At 39.7% G+C, this 20,413-nt stretch carries 20 protein-coding genes; 8 read left to right on the forward strand and 12 right to left on the reverse strand.

What is annotated here, in order from left to right:
* Positions 1-16: 16 nt before the first annotated feature.
* A complete protein-coding gene (locus NI468_RS06415) occupies positions 17-661 on the forward strand; it encodes an START domain-containing protein (RefSeq protein WP_253100746.1) in 645 nt (214 codons plus the stop codon).
* Between the two features lie 5 nt (positions 662-666).
* Here NI468_RS06415 and NI468_RS06420 read toward each other — a convergent pair whose 3' ends face one another.
* From NI468_RS06420 to NI468_RS06475, 12 genes are all read right to left on the reverse strand, one after another.
* Entirely contained in the window at positions 667-1,734 is a 1,068-nt protein-coding gene (locus NI468_RS06420; protein WP_253100749.1) for an RNA-guided endonuclease InsQ/TnpB family protein, read from the reverse strand.
* A 529-nt stretch (positions 1,735-2,263) separates the two neighbouring features.
* Positions 2,264-3,292, reverse strand: a complete 1,029-nt coding sequence (gene ahr, locus NI468_RS06425; RefSeq protein ID WP_253100752.1) for an NADPH-dependent aldehyde reductase Ahr — start codon at positions 3,290-3,292, stop codon at positions 2,264-2,266.
* 4 nt (positions 3,293-3,296) lie between these two features.
* A complete protein-coding gene (locus NI468_RS06430; protein ID WP_004728898.1) occupies positions 3,297-3,878 on the reverse strand; it encodes a DNA-3-methyladenine glycosylase I in 582 nt (193 codons plus the stop codon).
* Positions 3,879-3,902: 24 nt separating this feature from the next.
* A complete protein-coding gene (locus tag NI468_RS06435) occupies positions 3,903-4,148 on the reverse strand; it encodes a hypothetical protein (RefSeq protein ID WP_004728896.1) in 246 nt (81 codons plus the stop codon).
* Between the two features lie 15 nt (positions 4,149-4,163).
* Positions 4,164-4,706, reverse strand: coding sequence for a M23 family metallopeptidase (locus tag NI468_RS06440; RefSeq protein WP_005173640.1), 543 nt, complete (start codon positions 4,704-4,706; stop codon positions 4,164-4,166).
* A gap of 69 nt (positions 4,707-4,775) precedes the next feature.
* Positions 4,776-5,804, reverse strand: a complete 1,029-nt coding sequence (gene mutY / locus NI468_RS06445; RefSeq protein ID WP_253100755.1) for an A/G-specific adenine glycosylase — start codon at positions 5,802-5,804, stop codon at positions 4,776-4,778.
* Positions 5,805-5,964: 160 nt separating this feature from the next.
* Positions 5,965-6,324, reverse strand: a complete 360-nt coding sequence (locus tag NI468_RS06450; protein ID WP_100535474.1) for an HIT family protein — start codon at positions 6,322-6,324, stop codon at positions 5,965-5,967.
* Positions 6,325-6,418: 94 nt separating this feature from the next.
* Entirely contained in the window at positions 6,419-7,153 is a 735-nt protein-coding gene (locus tag NI468_RS06455) for a dienelactone hydrolase family protein (RefSeq protein ID WP_180000602.1), read from the reverse strand.
* Between the two features lie 163 nt (positions 7,154-7,316).
* Positions 7,317-8,006, reverse strand: a complete 690-nt coding sequence (locus NI468_RS06460) for a BamJ family beta-barrel-assembly machinery protein (protein WP_005173644.1) — start codon at positions 8,004-8,006, stop codon at positions 7,317-7,319.
* A gap of 48 nt (positions 8,007-8,054) precedes the next feature.
* Positions 8,055-8,759: a BamJ family beta-barrel-assembly machinery protein gene (locus NI468_RS06465; RefSeq protein WP_005094756.1), complete on the reverse strand. Its 705-nt coding sequence runs from the start codon at positions 8,757-8,759 to the stop codon at positions 8,055-8,057.
* A 165-nt stretch (positions 8,760-8,924) separates the two neighbouring features.
* On the reverse strand, positions 8,925-11,108 hold the full coding sequence (locus tag NI468_RS06470) for a polysaccharide biosynthesis tyrosine autokinase (RefSeq protein WP_253100758.1): 2,184 nt from the start codon (positions 11,106-11,108) through the stop codon (positions 8,925-8,927).
* A gap of 435 nt (positions 11,109-11,543) precedes the next feature.
* Complete coding sequence (locus tag NI468_RS06475; RefSeq protein WP_005173647.1) at positions 11,544-12,620, reverse strand: polysaccharide biosynthesis/export family protein; 1,077 nt, start codon at positions 12,618-12,620, stop codon at positions 11,544-11,546.
* A 750-nt stretch (positions 12,621-13,370) separates the two neighbouring features.
* On the opposite strand from NI468_RS06475, the gene rfbB reads away from it, so the two are divergent.
* The 7 genes from rfbB (at position 13,371) to NI468_RS06510 (ending at position 20,291) form a co-directional block, all read left to right on the forward strand.
* Complete coding sequence (gene rfbB, locus NI468_RS06480; protein ID WP_253100761.1) at positions 13,371-14,435, forward strand: dTDP-glucose 4,6-dehydratase; 1,065 nt, start codon at positions 13,371-13,373, stop codon at positions 14,433-14,435.
* Positions 14,435-15,310 carry a glucose-1-phosphate thymidylyltransferase RfbA gene (gene rfbA, locus NI468_RS06485; RefSeq protein ID WP_100355445.1) on the forward strand — a complete coding sequence of 292 codons (876 nt, stop codon included), beginning with the start codon at positions 14,435-14,437 and terminating at the stop codon, positions 15,308-15,310. The genes rfbB and rfbA overlap by 1 nt, the downstream gene beginning before the upstream one ends.
* Positions 15,311-15,315: 5 nt before the next feature.
* Positions 15,316-15,729, forward strand: coding sequence for a sugar 3,4-ketoisomerase (locus NI468_RS06490; protein ID WP_253100867.1), 414 nt, complete (start codon positions 15,316-15,318; stop codon positions 15,727-15,729).
* Positions 15,730-15,843: 114 nt separating this feature from the next.
* Positions 15,844-16,935: an acyltransferase family protein gene (locus tag NI468_RS06495; RefSeq protein ID WP_253100764.1), complete on the forward strand. Its 1,092-nt coding sequence runs from the start codon at positions 15,844-15,846 to the stop codon at positions 16,933-16,935.
* Positions 16,936-17,031: 96 nt separating this feature from the next.
* The gene (locus NI468_RS06500; RefSeq protein WP_005173664.1) at positions 17,032-18,147 is read left to right on the forward strand and encodes a DegT/DnrJ/EryC1/StrS family aminotransferase; all 1,116 of its coding nucleotides are present in this window, start codon (positions 17,032-17,034) and stop codon (positions 18,145-18,147) included.
* Positions 18,148-19,407 (forward strand): O-antigen translocase, encoded by a 1,260-nt coding sequence (locus NI468_RS06505; protein WP_253100767.1) that lies wholly within the window; start codon positions 18,148-18,150, stop codon positions 19,405-19,407.
* Entirely contained in the window at positions 19,404-20,291 is an 888-nt protein-coding gene (locus tag NI468_RS06510; protein ID WP_253100770.1) for a glycosyltransferase family 2 protein, read from the forward strand. Before NI468_RS06505 ends, NI468_RS06510 begins: the two co-directional genes overlap by 4 nt.
* Positions 20,292-20,413: the final 122 nt, after the last annotated feature.

The raw sequence follows: 20,413 nt of genomic DNA on the forward strand, positions 1-20,413 counted from the left end.
ATAAGACGAATAAAAAATGCAAAAAATGATTTTCCTGCTCTGTGCAGTGGCGCTTGGTGCCATTGCGCAGGCAAAACCTGTTGAGAAGCCTAAACTCAGTATTCATAAAAACAATATCAAGGTCTGGACCTACCAGAATGAGCAAAACTCGGTCTTTCTCTATAAAGCTGAAACCACCTATACCGCGCCCATTGAAAATGCTGTGTCCCTGATTCTGAATGTCACACATGCAGTGCAATGGGTTCCCTATATGGGTAGCATCAAGATCCTGTCCCGCGATGATAAAAAAGGTGACTTTACCCTGTATATGGTGCTGGATTTTCCATTTCCCTTAAAAGACCGTGACCTGATTGTACAGAGCAAGATGATCAAGGAAGCCAATGGCCAGATCACCATCAAGAATAAAGCCATCCAAAGTGGCTATCCTTTAAATCCGGATTATGTGCGTTTAACCGATTATCAGGGCGACTGGACTTTTCAGAAACTAGCCAATAACAAGGTCAAGGTTTCAACCTATGGTTATGCCAATCCGGAAGGTTCCATTCCTTTGACCTTCGTAAATATGTTCGTGCAACAACAACCTTATCAGATGCTGCAGAAAATGAAGACCGAGCTGGCCAAGCCTTCACCTATTGCGGTCTTGCCTGAAGCCCTGCATTGACATCCTCACATCCCTAAAACGGAGGTGATTCCTACTGCTAGACGCTTATGCCCAAGCGCAAGTATGTTCTTAGCAGAATTTAAATCACGTTGATTTAAACTACCGCATTCACATTCCCATACTCTTATTCGCAAATCTGCTCTACCTTTCGGACTGCTTGCGGTGATCTCACCACAGCACGAACAGATTTGGGTTGTGAACCTCTCACTCACTTCTTCAAACAATACCCCTGCGTTCTCGCATTTATACTTGAGCATTGTTTTAAGTGCTGAAAACCCTGTATCTAAAACCGATTTTGCCATTTTGGTTTTTACAAGTTTCTTGGCACTCAGATCACCAACAATAATCAATGCATTTTCTTTCACAAGCATGGTGCTTGCTTTGTGCAAATAGTCTTTTCGACAATTCGCAATCTTGGCGTGAAATGTACGTACACGTTTTTTATTTTTTGCTCTTTGAGCAATCCCTAATTTCTGCTCGTATTTTTGATAGAACTTGGGATTTGAAATGACCGTACCATCTGAACAGGTAGCAATGTCTTTTAGACCAAGATCAATACCAATCGCTTGAGTTACAGTTGGTTTGTCTTGCTTGGGTGAATCGACAACAAGGCACACGTACCAGCGCCCACGACTATCCTCAACGAATGAGCCTGTTCTAACACTGTATTTACTTATACCGTAGCTATCCCACAGTTTGAATTGATACTTGCCATATTGCACATATCCATCAGCATATTTAATCGCTACTTTTTTAAATGGTATCCAACCAAGTGAACGTCTTGCCGACTTCTTATTACTTACACGCCATTTCAGCTTTGCTTTCTTGTGCTGTCTTCTTTTATTAACATATTCTTCTGTTATCCCTTGTACTGTTTGACTATGCAAACCACACAGTTTTGAAGTTCCTTTTGTGTATTTAGTCATATCAAATGCTGAGAAAAAGTCACCTGTTCTTGTAAGGTGTTTGAAACTTAAATCATTCACATAATTCCAGACAAAGTTCACCTCGGATGCTAACTGATTTAGCACCTTGCAATGTTTGTCTTTTATGCGTAATTTAAGTGTTTTCATAGGCTTATATTAGCTCATGTTAAATTAAAATTATTGATTCTTAAAAATTAAACGACATTTCATGTCGTGTCTCTTATATCTCTGACCTGAAAGACAGCATTTTACGCTCCATTTGATAAAAAAGACCCAATTGCTGTAATGCTGATCAGTTAAGGAATTTAGAAATAGTTTCTTTAACTTTTCAGTCGTTCACGAGAAATTTTTAACTTTTTAAATCAAATATTTGCAATATCATTTGTTACTTTGGTTTCGCTCAAATGATAAGCGGAGCTTCGCCGGGAAGGCATCTTGCAGAGCAATAGTCCTCCCCACAAAACTCGTCAGCCAGCATCCATTAGTAAATTTGTCGTAGAAACAATCATTTTTTAATCTTGCGGTGCAATACACCTCATGTCTCAAACAGTTGCGGATGACTTTTCTACCTATCAAGTATGATCATGAATTTAAAAAAGAAAATGCCAGTCAATTTCTTAACTGACTGGCATTGCCCAATTGCTGGGTCTTTTTAACGGCTAAAAATAGGCAGGATTTAAGCTGTAAGATCCGCTTTAAGTACAATCCGGTAACGAGCTTTGCCAGAATGCAGATGTTCAATCGCCTGATTCAGCTGTGACATTGGGAAAACTTCAATTTGTGGGGCAATATTTTTACGTGCAGCAAATTGGAGTAACTGACGTAATGCCGCCGGTGACCCTGTCGGTGAACCGGTGACTGATTTAGCTCCGCCAATCAGCATGCCAGCCGGAATCTGCATCGGCTCAAGTGGTAAACCTAGCATATGCACAGTGCCATTCGGCGCCAAAGTTGCCAGATAAGCCTGCCAGTTCAAGGTGACATTGACAGTACTCAGTAATAAATCAAACTTGCCACGCTGGGCTTTTAATGCAGCGACATCACGACTGTTCACCACATGGTCAGCGCCCATGGCTTTCAGCTCATCGGTTTTATCCAGATTTGAAGTGAAAGCGGTAATCTCGCAGCCCCAAGCTTTGAGCAGTTTAATTGCGATATGACCCAGACCCCCAATCCCGATCACGCCAACATGATGAATAGCCTGAATCTGGTGTTTCAGAATCGGATCGAATACGGTAATCCCGCCACAGAGCAGAGGGCCGGCACTTTCAGGATCCAGATCTTCAGGCAGGGGAATGACCCATTGCCAGCCAGCACGGACCTTGTCGGCAAAACCACCGGCATGTCCGACAATAGTCGCCACTTGGCCGCCAGTACAGAGTACCTGCTGACCTGAAATACACGGATCGCAATACTGGCAGCTTTCCGCAGTCCAGCCAATGCCAACCCGTTGTCCCACTTTCAGGCCTTTGGCTTCGCCACCCAGTTGCGTGATGATGCCGATAATCTCGTGTCCAGCCACGACCGGATAAACGGATGAACCCCAGTCATTATTGAGGACTGAAATATCAGAATGACACAGGCCACAGTATTCTACTTTGACTTCGACCTGATGTGGCTGTAGTTCACCAGCATCGAATTGATAGGGTTCGAGTGCAGCACCTGCTGACATTGCAGCATAAGCGTGGATAATATTATTCGACATAAATTCAGCTCTTCTTTGAATGGGAATATATTGTTTTAAAGTGACAATGATTTTCGTGATCATCGACCATACCGACGGCCTGCATAAAGGCATAGCAAATGGTGGGTCCGACAAATTTAAAACCGGCCTTTTTTAAGGCTTTTGACATGATCTGGCTTTCGATAGTCTGTGCCGCTGCCTGACGATAATCCGCAACATCATTATTCAGTCGTGGTTGCTGGGCAAAAGACCATAGCCATTGCCCTACATTGATGTCTTGCTGTTGCAGCTTGAGCCATGCTTGGGCATTCTCGCGAATGGCATGCAGCTTGCCACGATGACGGATCAGGCGGGCATCCTTAAGCTTGAGTTCGAGTTGTTGATCTGTAAGTGCTGCAATCGACTGAATGGAATATTGAAAAAAATGTTCACGATACGCTTCACGTTTTCTGAGTACGGTAATCCAGGCTAGACCGGCCTGCTGTCCTTCCAGACACAGCATTTCAAACAGGCGATTTTCATCCAGCAGGGCTTGTCCCCATTCCTGATCATGATAGGTGATATACAGCGGATCATTGGAGCACCAGCCACAGCGTTGCAGAGTCATGCCATGCTCCTTGTTTTTATGGTTTTATAATTTAAACACAGCCCATTGATCCTGCTGATTGTCCCAGTACGACAGTTCAGCCTGATCCAGATCGCTAAATTGAATCCACATGTCTTTACCACTTTTGTCGGTATAACCGGTACTGATCAGCAGCGCATCTTCGGTAATTTCCATCACCCAGCCCTGGTAGCTTTGACCATTCAGCACGATTTTTTGTTGATTGCCTGATTCAGCAAATTCTACCAGACGGTTGATCAACGTTTCTGACATGTAAATATCCTAAAATTAACGTAAATAGGGGTAGGGGTTGACCACACCGCGCCCCTTGCCCTGTAAATAAATACCATAATGCAGATGTGGTGCAGTATGTCGGGCATTACCGCTATTGCCGACATAGCCGATGAGCTGGCCTTTTTTGACAGCATCACCTACTTTCAGGCCGCGTTTATGTCCATCCAGATGTGCATAATAATGCCAGGAGCCGCCCGGACCGAGAATCCAGACTACTTTACCACCCAAATTGTTATTGCGTAAATCTGCAATCAGACCTTCTGTGGCACTAAAGACTTTGGTTCCACGTGGAGCCATGATATCAATGCCCTCATGCAAACGTCCGCGACTGCGCGACGCCCCCCAGGTATCCTGTAATTCACGTGCCTGTACACGTGCCACCGGGATGGGCAGTGAAGAAGGCATTCGCTTATTTTGCAGTTTTTGTACCAGTAGCGGATTTAACTGTGCAGAAGAAGGTTGTTTCGGCGTACTGCTACAGGCGGTCAGTAATATGGCAATCAAAGCCACCCAGGTCAAAGCAAGGTATTGGCGCACGCTATTCATCCTTAAATATTGGCAATGCTCATTCTGAGCTGATCGATATGATGCTTTGTCCAGACTATGTCATAGGTTAACGGCAGAGATCAATTTTTTCATTGCTGTCGGCAGACCGCAATCAATGGCTGTCTCTGGACGCATCCAGTTGCCTTGCAGTTCAATCGCCAAATGTTCCTGCTGATCCTGATCCACTGCGAAAACGGTTGCTTCAAGCTGCCAGGTGAAGTGGGTGAAACTGTGGCTGATCTGGACTTTTTTGAGGATATTTTTCAGGCCAAGCTGCTGACATTGCTGTTCGAATTCATGGGCATTTTCAATAATTGGCAAACACCAGAGTCCGCCCCACAGGCCACTGTTGGGTCGTTGTTGCCACAGCCATTCATTAGAGGACTGAATCAATAATACTTGTGCTGAGCGCACTGGCACCGGTTTTTTGGCTTTCTTGAATGGTAATTCATTTTCCAGACCTTGCTGATGTGCTTTGCAATGTTGCTGCATCGGACAATATAGGCACAGTGGTTTTTTCGGAGTGCAGACCGTAGCACCGAGATCCATAATCGCCTGGGTATAATCATGATTACGTTCGACCGGACATAATTCTTCAGCCAGTTGCCATAAAGCACGTTCATGAATGGGTTTGGACAGATCATCTTCAATTGCGAAGAAACGCGACAACACCCGTTTGACATTGCCATCCATGATCACGCCGTATTGGCGTAAACCCAGTGACATTAAGGCACCAGCGGTGGAACGGCCGATCCCCGGCAAGGCAATCCATTGTTCCAGGGTTTGAGGAAACTGCTGCTGTGCTGTCACCATGCCGGCAGCTTTGTGCAGGTTACGGGCACGGGCATAATAGCCCAGTCCTGCCCAGTAAGGCGCGACCTCATCCCAAGACGCTTGACCTAAGTCCTGAACGGTCGGAAAACGCTGAATAAAGCGTTCATAATATTGCAGCACAGTTTTGACCTGGGTTTGTTGCAACATGATTTCAGAGACCCAGACTTTGTAGGGATCATCTGTCACCTGCCAGGGCAAGTCATGACGACCATGCACATCAAACCATTCTAACAGGGCATCTGAAAATACAAACATGGATAAATAGCAACTGAATAAGCAGCAGCCATTATAGCGGAATCGGCAGGCCTGAAATGTGAAAAGTAGATAAAAACTGCGGAGTAGTGTGTATGGATATCGGCTTAATAACACAAACAATAAATGCTCCGAAGAGCATTTATTTTAAAACAGCAAAGATTTAGTCGCTAATCCCCCAACGTTCATCCAGCTTCAATACTTTGTCTTTATAGCGCGGAATAATATGAATATGCAGATGTTCGCCCTTTTCCTGAAACACTTCGCCATCAATAAAACCGACATGGAAACCGGCGGGCTGGTAACGTAAATTGAGCTCATTACGTGCCTGTTCGAGCAAAGACATCAGGCTTTTACGTTCTTTGTCCGTCACTTCAAAAAATGAAGCCACATGCCGGAGTGGAATCACTACACAGTGACCTTCGGATAATGAATTCGGTTCAGGCAGCACCACACCATAATCATTTTTAGCAATGACATCATATTCGTCATAGTTACAGTAAAGGCAGTTGGTTTCAGCCATAGTCAGCATTCTCCTCTGGTAGGATTTATCGTTCTTTTCTTCAATGATTCTTTAAAGTGCTCAGCTTGATTTCAAGTCGAGCACTTATATCTATTTAAGCCAAATGACGTTCCAATAAGGCATACATCGCCGCCAAGCTTTTTTGTTCCGCTTCAGCATTGTAACCAAGATCCACGCCATTGGCTTTGGCCCGTTCGTCGGCGAGCGGGTTGCTAAAGCCATGTTTGGCATCTTCAAAGACAATCACCTCATGCTCGACGTTGGCCGCATGCATTTCTTCACGGAAACTGGCGACATCATCTAAGGTGACCATGCTGTCTAGCTCACCGTGCAAGACTAGAATTTCGGCCTGAACCTGACCTTCTTGAGCCGGTGCTTTGGCAGCAAGTGTCCCGTGGAAGGTGGTCACTGCTTTTAAAGGGGCATTGGCACGCGCCAGATCCAGCACTACTTTACCGCCGTAACAAAAACCGATGGCAGCAAGTTTCTCTGCATTGACTTCATCCTGTGCTGCCAAGGTATTTAAAGCTGCTGTCGCACGATCAACGATGGTGTCCGGATCTTCAAAGGTCTGCATCATCCACTGGTAGGCCTGATCAGAATGGGTGGTCACTTTTTTGTCACCATACATGTCAATTGCCAAGGCCGCATAGCCATGTTCTGCAAGTTCGCGAGCACGCTGTTCGGTATATTCATTACGACCCCACCATTCTGGTGCGACCAGCACACCTGCAAGGGGTGTATCTGTTTCTGGAGCGGCAAAATAGCCAATCAATGCGCTACCATCCGGCGCAGTATAATGAATTTCACGGGTCTTGATTGCTGCCATGCTGACGTCCTCTATTCTTGTTGAACCGTTTAATTAACATATAACATAGCAAAACTGATCTGAATGTGACATGAAAACATTCGATTAATTATGCTTCATCCATATAAAAAAGAGAGGCCGCTATCGCGCCTCTCTGATTGAATATTTAAAAAAACAGTATTGATTACTTCATAATTTCCAGTAATTCCACATCAAAAATTAAGGTACTGTTTGGCTCAATCACATCACCTGAACCAATTTGTCCATAGGCCAGTTCTGCAGGAATGAAGAAGCGGTATTTGGCACCTTCTTTCATCAGTTGCAGGCCTTCAGTCCAACCGGTAATCACTTGGGTGGTACGGAAGACCACAGGCTGATTACGGGCAATTGAACTGTCAAAAACCGTGCCATCAATCAAACGGCCTTCATAATGTACGCGGACATTGCTATCGGCTTTTGGCGATTTGCCTTTGCCTTCCTGAAGAATCTGATATTGCAGGCCAGATTTAGTCGTTTTTATCCCTGCTTTTTTGGCATTTTCTGTCAGAAAAGCCTGACCGATTTTGGTGTTTTCTTCAGCTTTTTGTTTTAATTCAATCAGCTCTTTGGCTTCACTTTGACGTTTAAACTGGGTCAGCACTCGAGCCATGTCTTCTTCAGTTAAAGTGGATTGTTTTCCGGCAGCAGCAGCTTTTAAACCTGCACTGAAAGCATCCAGATCAATCCCTTGCAAAGAGTCGGCATTACTTTTTCCCATCAGATAACCAAAGCTATAACCGACCTGTTCAGCTTCCGGGCTTTTATTGGTCACATCTTTGGCAAGCAGATTGCCAGAACTTAGCAGTAAAACCATCAAGCTTATTTGTATTTTCATATTTATTCTCAAAATAAAGGAGAGCGCATTGCTCTCCTTATTTATAGATTATTTGACTTCAATGAGTTCCACATCAAAAATCAAAGTACTGTGTGGAGGAATCGTCCCTGGCACGCCTTGTTCACCATAACCAAGTTGAGATGGGATATACAGGGTCGCTTTACCGCCTTCTTTCATCAGTTGCAGACCTTCAGTCCAGCCTGGAATCACTTGATTGAGTGGAAACTCAATCGGCTCGCCACGTTCAACCGAACTGTCAAATACAGTACCATCCACCAGTTTGCCGGTGTAATGGACTTTCACGATTGAAGAAGCAGCTGGCTGTTTGCCCGTGCCTTCTTTAGTCACTAGGTATTGCAAACCGGAAGCTGTGGTTTTTACCCCCGCTTTTTTGGCATTTTCTGTCAGGAAACTGTCACTCGATGCTTGTGCCTGTTTAGTGCTATCAAGTTGCTTTTGCTGCATTTCTTTCTGGAACTGTTCGTAAGCTGCCTGTAATTCTTCTTCAGTATACGCCGGTTCAGTACGCGCATGTCCTTCACGTACGCCTGTCACAAAGCTATTAATATCGAGTTCAGGTGGGGTTTGATGAGCCACTTCATAACCGAGAGCATAGCTGATTTTAGAAACAGCAGAGGCATCTTTAGATGCTTTAGTCGTTTGAGCAGCTGGGTTTTGAGTTGCATAGTAAACAGGTACTAGCGCGGCACCGCCTAGAAGAACAGCGACAGCAATCGGTAAGGCCTTGCTCATGTATTATTCCAATCTAATGTTATCGTTGAGGTTCATTCCATCTTAGCAGAAAATTTTGAGAAATCTTGCAGAATGGGTGGTTTTTTAGCAAGCAAATATCGCAGTTTGGTAGAGCTTTAAAAAAATAAAAAAACCAGCAATGGCTGGTTTTTTTATTCAAAAAGATCAACTGGTTTTTGTTTTGGTTTTATAGCTATAAGTATAATCATAGCTATAACTACCACCTGCTGAACGCTGGATATCATTCAGGATAAAGCCATTTACGGTACTTCCCGCTTGTTTAAAACGGTTCACTGTCAGTGCCAATTCCTTCATTTGTGTTTTTGCATAGCGGGCCACCACCAGATTGAGTCCGACATATCGGGACACGATGATCGCATCCGTGACCGCCAGGACAGGAGGCGTATCAATTATAATATGATCATAGTGTGGCGTCAGGTGTTGCAGTAATTCCTGAAACCGTACCGAATTGAGAAGTTCGGATGGATTGACTGGATTTTCACCACAGGTGATGACGCTGAGGTTTGCTACATTGGTGCTTTGCACCATCTGTTCCAAGGTAATTTGCTCATTCAGGTATTCAGTTAATCCATATTGATTATCCAAATCAAAATATTTGTGTATATGACCACGACGCAAGTCCGCATCAATGATCAATACGCGTTTATGTTTTTCTGCCATGATGACTGCCAGATTGCTGGAAACAAATGATTTTCCAACTCTAGGCGCTGGACCCGAGATCATAATAATATTATTTTTGGCCTGAGACAGAGCGAAATGGCTTGCTGTCCGGATGCTGCGCAAGCTTTCGATCGCCATATCATCACTATGTTTAAGGGCTAATAAGAAAGGCAGTTTTTTCTTTTTCAGCAGTTTCAGTCCCGGTTTCTGAACAGGGGAGTGTGCAATATTGGCATAGACGGGAAGATCCAGCTGGTATTCTATTTGGCTACTATCTTTCACTCCAGAACGGAACATATTGCGGAATAATGCCACCAGAATTCCCAAGAAAGTACCGAAGCAAAAAGTTAAGAACAGAATTAATGGCTGTTTCTGTTTAATCACGTCAATCGGTTCAAGCGCAGTATCAATAACATGTACATTGCCAATCTCGCCGGCTTTGGCAATTCGCAGTTGTTGGTAGGAATTGACCAAATTGGTATACAGTTGTTGTTTGACTTCGACTTCACGAGACAGTTGTAAATACTGGCGTTGTATTTCTGGAAGATTTTTAAGTGTCGTATTGAGCTCACGAATCTTGCCATTAATCACACGAAGTTGAGCAGTAACTTCTCGCATGGTCGGATGTGCTGCTGCATATTTGGCGCCTATTTCCGCCTGTCTCTGTTCGAGTAGAGCTCGTTGTGTTTCTAAAGTCACACTTTGATTTAAATATAATTCTGACTCCCGGGTGATGTCGACAGTATTATGCTGTTGACGGAATTGGTTAAAGACCCGCTCTGCATCATCCAGCTGTTTTCTTAAATCCGGTAATTGAGCATCCAAGAAAGCGAGGGTCTGAGCAGTTTCTGCCGAACGACGGGTAATATTATTTTGGCTATAAATTGCCAAAATAGTATTCAGAACTTTGGTAATGTGCTGTTTGTCATGACCTTGGTAGCGAAGCTGCAAAATCCCGCTAAGTTCGCCTTTTTCTACAATTGAATAATTGGCAAGAATAGAATCAATCGCTGAGGGTAAAGAGAGCTTTTGCACCTGATAACTGCTATCTAGCGGATCCTGAGTAAAGATCGCGATTTTCCAGTCGCCCTGCGCAGTCTTGAATTGTACTGGCTGGTTCAGTGCACCCTTGAAAATGGTTTCTTCTGTCACAGGATTGATTAGACTAAAGCCCTGTTGTTGAAATTGCAGTAGCAGATTTTTATCCAAATAGGCGGCAGGAACTTCAAACTGTCGAATGTCGAAGCTTTTTTGACCCTCTTTAAAGCGTACAGTTTCAGGCTGATATTCGGTTTGATAATTTATCCCTTGAAATAGTCGCTTAACAAAAGTGTCTTCAGTACTGGTAATCTGAAGATCTAAATTTAAGCGATTAATTACTGATTCCAGAATATTGCGTGATTTTAATACCTCAACTTCAGCATTAGATGAAGACATTTGCCCAATGACACTTGAAAGGTTACCCAATAAAGCAGCTGAGGCACCTCTACTTTCTTCGACCTGGACGATGGCATCGACCTTATAATTAATCGCTGCAGTGCGTAAATAGAGCAGGACAGCAAGCACGCTGAGCAAGGCACATACGAGGATAAGTTTCCATTGCGCAAACAAGGAAAATAACACCCCTTTTAGGTCAATCATATTTTCGGTATTGTTATTTTTGTTCATAATTTTGCTTTCTAAAAGTTTAAAAGTGATTTTTCCAGTCGATGACGTCGTGTTGAATTAAATTACAGAACTTCATCAAAGACCTGCTGCCCCTGCAAAAATGAATCCCAAATATGCTGGCTTTATTGTTCCCTCATAAAAAATCTAGTCTGGTAAAACCAGATATTTTTATGATGATCAGGATAAGATTATTTTTATTCAATCTGCTTCATATTTAGTGTTGAACTACATGGAGTTGCAGGCAGATCCCATGCTATTACGTAAAAAATGCTGTCTTGTGATCAGCGCTGAGCATTACTTCAGCCATCTATATTTATAGATTTAATCTACAAATACGGGCAGATCTCGTTAATAAACATTCAGTCATTAATCGATGGTTAATATTTTCAAAACAGCTCCCCAAAATCTTTTTAATATGCATAGCTGAACTACCTGCTAGCGTATAGCTGTACCAGCAACATTTGAAAATGGAAGAATCTGGCTAACCACTCGTTCCCAACGAGTCAGGCCTGTGGCATCTACATAGACAATATCATTGCTGTGCATTTTGAACTTTTTGGCCAAGCCAAAATCTCCAAGATTTTTTAAACTTAAATGATATATTTCAGTCATCTGATTATTTGAATTGTCACGTAAGACGTAAATTCGACTAGCACTGGCTGAATAGGGATTAATCCCTTCACTTTCACCGAGAACATCCGCGAGAGTCATCCCCTGGTCACGTATGGGTAAGGGGGTATTCGTGCCTGCTTCACCCATGACATAGATTTTCTGATTTTCACGAGGACTGATATACAGGGTGTCATTGGGTTGAATTAACAGCTTATGTAATGAATATCCTGCCTTTTCTAATGCAATTGTATTGAGGTCATAAGCCACACCCTGACGCACCAATTGAATAGAGCTAGAGTTACCTTGCTCGTTAATGCCGCCGGCCAGACCCAGTGCTGTATAAACGCTCACGGGCTGATCAGACAAATAAAACTGCCCAGCTGATTTCACATTACCCACCACTGAATAACGCTGTCCCTGATAAGAAAGTACTCTCACCACCACATCTGGATTGTTTAAATAAGGAATTAATAGTCGGCGTACTTCCCGATTAACCTCCGGAAGGGTTTTCCCTACTGTTTTATAGCGTCCAATTAATGGAAAATGGATATAACCATTTCGGTCAATTTGATAACCATTGGTATTATCAGTTGCTGTTGGAACTGCACTAATTTCCGGGTAGGCCCATAATTGAAAGGATAAAATATCACCTGGATTCAAACGATAATCCTGCATTTCATGCTGAAATAAAGGTGCGTAATGATTCAGGTTTTGAGTTTGGGCTGACTGCACTGCAGGTAGATTGTCCTGAGTCAATTTTACCAGATTAACTTGAGTTCCCAGTTCGGTTTGATAAATTCCTTCATCTGGTAAATCATAGGTTTGAAAGCCAGATGTTGCTGCACATCCGACTAATGATAGGCTTAAGGTTAAAACGCCTATAAGGTGTCTATTGTTCACTTGAAACCCCTTTATTTTTATATATTTAAAATTAGTATTTATTCGTAATTATTCGTAATTATTAATTTTTTTAACATGGTTTATGTGATTAACATCTAAAAGTTATAACAAATTATATAGCTTGTCTATACTTATTTTTAGTTCTAAGTATACGTTTGAATTAAAATAGATCAATAACATTTATTAAAAAAAGTATCTAAAACTTCCATTAAATTAAGGTGTAGAGATACAAGTATTACTTAGTTTATTCAGGTAAAACGTATTGTTTATAAATTTTATTGCTTGCAGATTAAGGTGATTATCACAGTATAACTATGCAAAACAAAAGCTTAGAAATAATGAAAGTATTTTCATATTATTTGTGTATACTTTAAAGGTTTTTTAGATTCTATTTTTATTAAATTTCACATATATTTATTCGGCATTAACTAGATTATATAAATGAAGTGTTAATTAATAATCTCTTATTAGTTGAAAGTAATATATCAGTAGTTGTAAAGCTTAAGCTGATTTTTATTGGTTGAAAAGTGTTTTAAAAAAACAATAATTATAAAGTATTGGGTAAGGGGTATAAGAAAAATAATTATCCATAAAATGTAACTATATTTGAGAATAATATTTTTATAGGTGGTGTGTTGAATAAAATTAATATATGTTATAAATAATCAAATAAGAATATCTATGCCAGAAGGCATCAATGAATTAAAAAAATATTTGAAAAGTAAAATAAAAATAAAAGGAATACTGGGAATGGTGAAAAAAATATTAGTGACTGGTGGAGCTGGTTTTATTGGATCTGCTACCGTCCGGCATATCATCAAAGCGACTGAACATCATGTTTTAAATGTTGATAAGTTAACTTATGCAGGCAACTTGGAGTCATTAATTTCTATATCAGCTCATCCCCGTTATCAATTTGCTCAAACTGATATTTGTGATCATGTATCTTTAACACGATTATTTTCAGAATTTCAGCCAGATATCGTCATGCATTTGGCAGCAGAGTCTCATGTGGATCGATCGATCGATGGTCCAGCTGAATTTATCAGCACCAATATTGTGGGTACATATACACTCTTGGAGGTCGCACGAAAATATTGGCAAAATTCGGGTGAAATCAAAAAGTCTAAATTTAAATTTCATCATATTTCAACAGATGAAGTCTATGGGGATTTAAAAGAAACAACCGACTTATTTACTGAAGCCACAGCTTATTTGCCAAGTTCACCTTACTCGGCAAGTAAAGCCAGCTCGGATCATTTAGTGCGTGCTTGGCATCGAACCTATGGTTTGCCGGTCGTGGTTACGAACTGTTCAAATAATTACGGGCCTTATCATTTTCCTGAAAAACTGATTCCTTTGATCATCTTAAATGCGCTGGATGGAAAATCTTTACCTGTTTATGGCAATGGTCAGCAGATTCGGGATTGGCTTTTTGTAGAAGATCATGCCCGTGCTTTATATCAGGTTGCGACCAAGGGCAGGGTAGGCGAAACCTACAATATTGGGGGGCATAATGAAAAACAGAATATTGATGTGGTTAAAACCATTTGCGCCATCTTGGATGAACTTAAGCCACGACTCAATGGCCAAATATATGAAAGCCTGATTAGCTTCGTCAGTGATCGGCCTGGTCATGATTTACGTTATGCCATTGATGCTTCAAAAATTGAGCGTGAACTTGGCTGGAAACCACAAGAGTCCTTCGAGACCGGTATTCGTAAAACTGTGCAGTGGTATCTGGATAATCTGCAATGGTGCCGTCGCGTTCAGGATGGTTCTTATCAGCGTGAACGTTTAGGGGAGGCAGTCTAATGTCAAGATCAACAAAGGGGATTATTTTAGCAGGTGGTTCGGGCACACGCTTGCATCCAATCACTAAAGGAATCTCGAAACAGTTACTTCCGATTTATGATAAACCCATGGTTTATTACCCATTATCTGTGTTGATGTTAGCCGGTATTCAGGAGGTTCTTGTCATCAGTACCCCGGAAGATATTGATGGGTTTAAGCGATTATTAGGTGATGGTTCACAATTTGGCATGCAGCTGAGTTATGCGATTCAGCCTCGACCTGATGGTTTGGCACAAGCCTTTATTCTGGGTGAAGAGTTTATTGGGCAAAGTAATGTATGCTTAGTGCTCGGCGATAATATCTTTTATGGGCAAGGTTTTACCCCCATGCTGCGTCAGGCTGCTGAACGTCAAAAAGGAGCCACTGTTTTTGGCTATCAGGTAAAAGATCCTGAACGCTTTGGGGTGGTGGAATTTGATCAACAGCAACGTGCTATTTCAATTGAAGAAAAACCGGAAAAACCTAAATCTAACTTTGCTGTAACGGGTCTGTATTTTTATGACAATGATGTGATTCAGATTGCCAAACAAGTACAACCTTCTGAGCGAGGTGAACTGGAAATTACCTCCATTAACCAGGCATATCTGGAACGTGGTGATTTAAATGTTGAATTGCTGGGACGTGGCTTTGCCTGGTTAGATACAGGTACACAGGGAAGTCTACTTGAGGCAGCTCAATTTGTGGAAACCCTTGAAAAGCGTCAAGGTTATAAAGTTGCCTGTCTAGAAGAAATTGCAATGAATAATAGCTGGTTAAGCAAAGAACAAGTGTTAGCCATTGGTCAAACGATGAGTAAAAATGGCTATGGTCAATATCTGATTTCTTTGGTGGGGTAATCATGATGAATCTTATTGAATGGATTGATTTACCTAATCTGGGAGATCATCGTGGCAGTTTGGTGGTCGCTGAAGCCAATCAGAATATTCCCTTTCATATACAGAGGCTCTACTATATTTTTGGCGCTCAGCCTGATGTTCCTCGCGGGTTTCATGCACATAAAGAGCTTCAACAAATTGGGTTTTGTATTCAAGGCAGCTGTAAAATATTAATGGATAACAGTAAAGAAAAACAAGAAGTGTGCGTAAGTCAGCCCAATAAAGGATTATTAATTCCGCCCATGGTTTGGCATGAAATGCATGATTTTTCTGAAGATTGCATATTGTTGGTATTGGCAAGCGATTATTATGATGAAAGTGACTATATCCGTAATTACGACCAGTTTTTAAAAGAAGCAGATAAAACTTTTATTGCATAGAAAATGAGACTATAAAATTAAGAAAAATAATTCACAAGTATGATGGCTTTGTTACTCAAGAGACTTCAGAAAATAGAATTTTAAATAATAATAAATATGAAGGAGATGTATGAGATGATTAAGCCGCTTACATCATTGCGTATGTTTTTTGCGCTATTTGTTTTTCTTAGTCATTTGGCCTTTTTAAAAAATGACACGCATTATGCAAATATTTTTAACAGTATTTTTGATGAAGGATTTTTAGGCGTCAGTTTTTTCTTTATATTAAGCGGATTTATTTTATCCTATAACTATAAAGAAAAATTTTTTAGAGGAAATGTTTCAAAAAAAGAATTTTATATTTCTCGTTTAGCAAGAGTATATCCAGTACATATAGCAACTACGGCAATTGTACTTCTGTTGACCTTTAGCCAGTCTGGACAAGGATGGGAATACTTAATTCAACACATTTTTCTAATACAAAGCTTTTTTTTAGAAGAAAATATTCATTTTTCATTAAACTCTCCATCCTGGAGCATTTCCGATGAATTGTTCTTCTATTTACTTTTTCCATTTGCATTTTTAATTTCTGAAAAAATAAGAAGCTATATATTTATTTTTTATCTTATAGCTATTTTGGTTTTGAATATGCAGCTTGATAAAAACCAGAATCACTATTGGCTGTACATTTCACCATGGGTACGTTTTTCAGATTTTTTACTTGGTATTATCCTGTTTGATCTTTATGAGAAAATAAAAGTTAATTATTCTAAAATGAAGATACCTACTTTTGTATTTGAATCAGGAGCGATTTTACTTTTTGTCTTATTCTTTGTATTTCATAGCAAGATAAATATCAGTTATAGATACTCAATTTATTATTGGTTACCTATGGCTACCATCATTCTTGTTTTTTCATTGTCTCATGTTGTTAATGAAAAAAGTATTATTACCAAGTTTCTATCAAATAAATATATGGTTTTGGCGGGAGAAATCAGTTTTTGTTTTTATTTGCTTCATGTTTTGGAAATACAAGTTTTAAATTATATAAAAAAGATGTTTTTATTTGATATAGATTTAATGTTGTTTTCATTGATTATATTTATTGTGACTTTAATAGCCAGCTTTATAATGTATAAATATATTGAAAAGCCTCTAAATAAAAAGATGAAGAAATTTTTATTAGAGCCAAGTTTTAAATCTAAGAATTATGAACTGAATAAATAATATTGGGGTTTTCACTTTAATTCATATCAATAGATTAGTTTTGATAAATGTGAAATTAAAAAATGAATAACAAATTTTTATACGAGATTGATAAGAATGATACCTTTTCTTGAGCTAAAAGCGATAAATGCTCAATACCGTGACAAACTTATAGCAGCTTGTACACAGGTCATTGATTCTGGTTGGTATATCTGTGGCAAAGAGTTAGAGGATTTTGAACGAAATTTTGCGAATTATTGTGGTACAGAGTATGCCATAGGGGTTGCCAATGGATTGGATGCTCTAATTCTGACCCTGCGTGCATGGAAAGAACTGGGTAAACTGAATGAAGGCGATGAAGTGATCGTACCTTCAAATACCTATATTGCAAGTATTTTGGCAATTTCACAGAATCATCTGAAACCGGTATTGGTCGAACCGGATATCCATACGTTCAATATTGATGTTAAAAAAATTGAAGCCGCGATTACCATCAAAACAAAGGCAATTTTGCCTGTTCATTTATATGGACAGCTTGCTGCCATGCCAGAAATTATGGCGATTGCCAAGAAACATAATTTACTGGTTTTAGAGGATTCGGCACAAGCCCATGGCGCTGAAATCGAGGGTAAAAAAGCAGGGAATTGGGGAGATGCTTCAGGCTTCAGTTTTTATCCAGGAAAAAACCTGGGTGCGCTGGGTGATGCCGGGGCAATTACCACCAATGATGCTGAATTGGCCCATATGCTTAAGGCTATACGTAATTATGGCTCACATGAAAAATATAAAAATCTGGTCATGGGAGTAAATAGTCGCCTTGATGAAATTCAGGCGGCTATCCTGAATGTAAAACTGCCATTTTTAGATCAGGAAAACCAGCATCGTCGTCAGATTGCAGATCTCTATTTAAAAGAAATTCAGAATCCAGCCATTGTGCTTCCACTTAAAAATATAAATACCGCAACTGATATGCAGCATGTTTGGCATTTATTTGTGATCCAGACCAGATATCGGGAGGAATTACAAAAATATTTGGCAGAGCATGGGGTACAGACATTGATTCATTATCCGATTCCGCCCCATAAGCAGCAAGCTTATAAAGCATGGAATAACTTAAACTTACCAATTTCAGAACAAATTCATGCGCAGGTCTTGAGCTTGCCGATAGGGCCTACTTTATCCATGGATGAAGCAAAGCAAGTTGTTCAGTTATGTAATGGTTTTCAAATATAGATGAATTTACTTAAGACCAGTGTACTGAATGGGGTGGCGGTCCTGATTAAGACCATAACCCTGTTTGTACTGAATAAAATTCTGGCTGTATATCTGGGGCCGACTGGATATGCAGCTTTAGGTCAATTCCAAAATTTTATTCAAATGGTGACTACTTTTGCGGGTAGTGCAATTAATACCGCAGTCATTAAATATACTGCTGAATATCATGAAGATGAAAGCAAACAACGTGCAATCTGGAAAACAGCAGGCAGTATTGTTTTTGTATTTAGTCTGATGTTCACATTTTTAATTTTAATTTTCCAAAGGCAGCTATCACTTTATATATTTCATACACTTGAATATCAAACAGTTTTTGTATGGTTTGCAGTATTTTTATTATTCTTTAATTTTAATACCCTGTTTTTAGCCATACTCAATGGCAAAAAAGAAATATTAAAGCTGGTACTTGCCAATATTGCGGGTAGTTTATTTGCGCTTATTGTTACGAGTATTTTAGCAATAAAATTACATTTATATGGTGCCTTGATTGCATTATCCATTTATCAATCTATTGCGTTTATAGTGACGTTATTTCTGTGTTATCGAGCGGATTGGTTTAAGTTTTCCTCTCTGTTTGGAAAAATAGACTTAGAAATTACTAAAAAACTTAGTTCTTTTATCTGGATGGCATTGGTCAGTGCGATCTGTGTGCCTTTATCGCAAATCTTAATTCGAGCCTATTTAAGTCAGGAATTTGGCCTGGCGTATGCCGGTTACTGGGAAGCCATGATCCGTCTAAGCACCGTATACCTGATGCTGGTCACAACAACATTGGGAGTCTATTACTTACCGCGCTTGTCAGAACTCAAGATGATTGATGAAATTAAGAAAGAAGTTTATTTAGGCTATAAATTTCTTTTTCCACTGGCTGTGGCAGGCGGAGTAGTCATTTTTGTGCTGCGTGACTGGATTATCAATGTCTTATTCAGTCCATCTTTCGCACCCATGCAAAGCCTGTTCTTTTGGCAAATGATGGGGGATGCACTAAAAATAGGAAGCTGGATACTGGCTTATTTGATGCTCAGTAAAGCAATGACCAAACTGTACATCTCTACAGAGATTATATTTACCTTATCTCTTATTGCTTTGACCTATGTATGTACCCAGCTTTTTGGATTTGAAGGTGTTTCAATAGCCCACCTCATAAACTATGGAATGTATTGGGTCGTCATCAGTTTTTTTATATTTAAATCATTAAGACAAAGAGAGATAATATGATAAATGGCCAAGCTTTAGTTTCTGTCATTATACCAAGTTATAATCATGAAAAATTTGTATGCGATAGTATTCAGAGTGTCATTAACCAGTCTTATCAGAATATTGAGTTAATTGTCATTGATGATGGATCTACAGATTCTTCAGTAGAAAAAATACAAGAACTGATTCCACGATGTGAAAAACGATTCACCCGGTTTGAATTTAGGCATCGACCGAATAAGGGCTTGAGTGCAACCTTGAATGAAGCCTTAGAATGGGCACAGGGAGAATATTTTTCTTCTCTCGCTTCTGATGATATAATCTTGGAAGATAAAATAAAAATACAATCCGAATTTTTAAAGCATAACAAAAATTGTATTGCAGTGTTTGGAGGAATATCAGTTATTGATCATGATTCTAATCAGGTGAAAAATAGAATTAAAAAAAGAAAAAACTATAGTTTTGAACAAATTTTATTATTAGAACATGATTTGCCAGCCACGACACAACTGATTCGCTCAAAAGCTTTGAAAAAAATCGGTGGTTATGATGCTGAGGTAAAAATTGAAGACTGGTATATGTGGTTGCTTTTAGCACAAGAAGGGGAGTTATGTTATCTTCCCGTCCTGTTTGCTAAATACAGGCTACATGATAATAATATGCATAAGCAAACCTCTCTCATGCATGATTCAAGAATGATGATTTTAAATGAGTACCAAAATCATATACTTTTTAATAAAGCAAAAAAAAGAGCGTTATGGATAAATGCGTTTGAATTAGGGTTAATATCCAAAAAGAAATCATTAGAAAAAATGCTAGGAATTTTGAGAGAATATCCATCTGAAATTTTGACATATGATTTTTTCAGATTTTTTTACTGGTTATTCATTAAAAAAGAATTTTAATAAAAATTAAGTTTAATCAATATTATTAATTTTAAAAAGGTATTAATATTTTTAAAAAATACTAAATCAAAAAAATAAAATTAATAATATGAAATATTAATCAGTTCTTTTGCTTTTTTAAA

Origin of the sequence: Acinetobacter lwoffii, from assembly GCF_024129355.1 — a bacterium.
Classification (GTDB): domain Bacteria; phylum Pseudomonadota; class Gammaproteobacteria; order Pseudomonadales; family Moraxellaceae; genus Acinetobacter; species Acinetobacter lwoffii_I.